The following is a 2,873-nucleotide window of genomic DNA, read 5'->3' as shown; positions in this document are numbered from 1 at the left end:
GACTTCGTCCTATCGCCTGCCCGAAGCGTACCGCTTCGGGAACTCCGCCGCAAGCGGCTGCGCGGGCAAGCCCTTGCCGCCCTACTCATTCGCGGCGTCGCTCATGAGTTGCGGGCCACCGCACAACTAGGTTGTGCGGTCGGGGGTTTCACCCCCGAACCCCTTCCACAGGAACGGTTCACCATTCTTGGAACTTGGAACTCCGAATGTATGTCGTAGTGCTCGCTTCGCTCGCTCATTCGGAGTTCCATCCCCAAATCAACCGTCCTCGCCGACTTGGGCAAGGAAAGGGTCGATGGGAGCTTGCGCTCACATCGACCCTCTTCCCAGTCTGTCTTTTGGCTTCACCGGCGCGTCAATTCCGCAGCCGGTGAACGAGTCGGCTTAGATCTGCTACGCAGACCACGCCGCCCCGTAGTCACCGCCTGCTACATTGACCCGCCTACTGCTTCGATTCGTAATGGAGACCCTTCGCGTACTCGCTAATCTGCTTCGTGTACTTGCGGTACACGATTGGCTTCCACTCTGGGTTGTGCTCACGAGTCCATCGAACGACCTTCGGATAGCTGTCCAGTGCGTAGTTGTCCATCGTCTCGAAAATCTGGTCGAGCATATCGTCCTCGTCTGCCGCCGACATGCACAGGCTCGCGTAGTCGATTGAGCCGATGGACACCACGTCCTGCATCTCATAGCGATGCTTATCGGGCTGGTCCATGTGGCAGAGGTAGCGAGCCATCTGCCGGAAGTCCTTGACGCGCGACTCCTTCTCAGGCGGCACGACCGCCTTGATTTCAGTGAACACCTCGCACGCCTTGGCGAACGTAGTCGGGTTCTTGAAGGAAAGCACAACGTGCCAATGCGCCTTTTTCGGCTCGCCAGTCGGCAGAACGTCCTTGTCATGGAGCGGTGAAATCAGGCACTCGATAAGTTGCTCGCGCAGAATCTCCTGCCAGTTCTCCGGTGCCGAGTCTGGGTAGACCATCGCCGTCCAAGCGCGAGCGCGCTTCCCCGCTCGCTTCGCATCAGCCTTTTTCTGGGTCGTTTTGCTGTTCGTGGCCATAAAAATGGAGCCCTTTCTAATCGTGGAAAGCGGCTCCGAGAGGTCTAATTTGCTGTTGGTTTTCCTTGCTAGGATGCCCTTGTGCTGGGAAAACTGGTAGAATCTTACTGTGCGTGACGGAGCCGTAATCCGTTACTTTTCCTGTCGGTTGAGGCGGCAACCACAGCCGACAATCAAACATTTTAGCCCATCGCGTCCGCGCGGTGGGCTTTTGTTTTGCCTATTTTCGCAGTTAGATGCTGGTTTTCTGTAATACCAGCAAACGTAAACTATCGTTTACGTTCCGGCGCGGCGATGTGCTAGCGGCTCTGCGGCCGCGAGCGCGTCGGTGCGCTCTCACGCCCGAACGACCCGGCTGATTTCCTCGCCCAATCCATCATCTCGTCCAGGCTCTCCTGCTTCTCCTTGAGTCCACGCTTGAGCTTGCGCGTTGACGGCATCACTTTTTCCCTCAGCGCTCTAACTCGCGCTCCAACCTCCTCGATTCGCTTTCCAAGGCGCTCAACGCGGCCTTGGATTCTCTCTCGGAGCGCACTGCATCCATCAGCGATGCTATCGAGGATTGCGCGCTTTCCAGCCCTGTCCGCAGCTTCCCAGCGCCCAATCTCGGCAGCGATGGGTCGAAGCTCCGCAACGTCCCCAGCAACCTCTCTTTCTCGTTGCCGAAGGGACTCCAATCTCTGGGACACGGCTTCACATTCGGCCTTGGCAGCGGCAAGATCCAGAATTTTCTGCTCGATTTCATTCTGCAGGTCGTCAAGCTCGCCCGTTTTTCCGCCGATTTCCAAATCGATATCCGCAGATTGCGACCGCTTTTTCTCGACCTCATCGGTCAGGGCGCCCAATTTGCCACGGGTCTCCACCTCCTTGGCTTCCAACGCCCTGATTCTGCTTTGCTGCCGAGACATGGTCTCCTTGGCCTTGATGTAATCAGGCTGCTTGAGGTCGCTCAGAAGCTTCTCGCCCTTGTCCTCAAGCTCGATGCCCACCTTGAAGCCGAAATGCCCCTCCATGGCCTTCTCAAGGTCTGGATGGAACTTCTTCATCCGCGCCCGCGTGTAAACCTTCGTCTGACCGAACGAGGAGCGATACACGGGCTTTCCGGCGGCATCGCGCACCTGCACGCGCTCATAGCGCGGCGTGCCCTTCTTGTCCCGTTTCACTTGCCCCTGAGCGTCAAGAAGCGGACGGCTCTTGTCGTTGGTCATCACCGCCGTGTGCACAATGGGACAGAAGCAGAAGTGCATGTGCGGCTGATTCTCGTCCATGTGCACCCAGGCACCAACGATTAGCTTCTCAGGAACCGTCTTCAGCATGTGGTTGTACGCGGTCTTAAAGAACTCCCTCTCCCTGCCTATCAATGCCGGGTTCTTCGGAAGCGTTATCACCCAGTCGGAAATGACGTTCGTGGCCTTGTCGCCGCCCTTCGGCTTCACGTCCACCTCGTCAATTTTCGACTGCACGAACGCCGCCGGGTCATCGCGGGCAAAAATCGCGTAGTTGAGGTGCGTTCTGGTCTGGTCGATATCCTGATTTGCATATCGGTACTTTGTCTGCTCGGGGTCTCCGGCGTGCCGGGTGTAGTGGTTGAGCATGTTGCCCACCGAGTTCGTCCCGTATCCCTGCAAGTTGGCCATGGCGTGTCACCCCATATGATTCTTAAGTCTTATGTAGCAGGCTAGATAAGACTTCGTCCTATCGCCTGCCCGAAGCGTACCGCTTCGGGAACTCCGCCGCAAGCGGCTGCGCGGGCAAGCCCTTGCCGCCCTACTCATTCGCGGCGTCGCTCATGAGTTGCGGGCCACCGCACAAC

2 protein-coding genes are annotated in these 2,873 nt (G+C 57.8%); both read right to left on the bottom strand.

Going from position 1 to position 2,873, the window contains the following annotated elements:
- Positions 1-442: 442 nt before the first annotated feature.
- Positions 443-1,060: a replication protein gene (locus DMP06_RS11175; RefSeq protein WP_123209808.1), complete on the bottom strand. Its 618-nt coding sequence runs from the start codon at positions 1,058-1,060 to the stop codon at positions 443-445.
- 299 nt (positions 1,061-1,359) lie between these two features.
- On the bottom strand, positions 1,360-2,697 hold the full coding sequence (locus DMP06_RS11170; protein WP_123209807.1) for a plasmid recombination protein: 1,338 nt from the start codon (positions 2,695-2,697) through the stop codon (positions 1,360-1,362).
- Between the last annotated feature and the right edge of the window lie 176 nt (positions 2,698-2,873).

The organism is Slackia equolifaciens (assembly GCF_003725995.1).
Lineage (GTDB): Bacteria > Actinomycetota > Coriobacteriia > Coriobacteriales > Eggerthellaceae > Slackia > Slackia equolifaciens.
This window is presented reverse-complemented; position numbering and strand designations above follow the sequence as displayed.

What these genes read in the sequence shown, in the direction of transcription:
- DMP06_RS11175 (WP_123209808.1), bottom strand. Translation starts at nt 1,060, where the DNA reads ATGGCCACGAACAGCAAAACGACCCAGAAAAAGGCTGATGCGAAGCGA.
- DMP06_RS11170 (WP_123209807.1), bottom strand. Translation starts at nt 2,697, where the DNA reads ATGGCCAACTTGCAGGGATACGGGACGAACTCGGTGGGCAACATGCTC.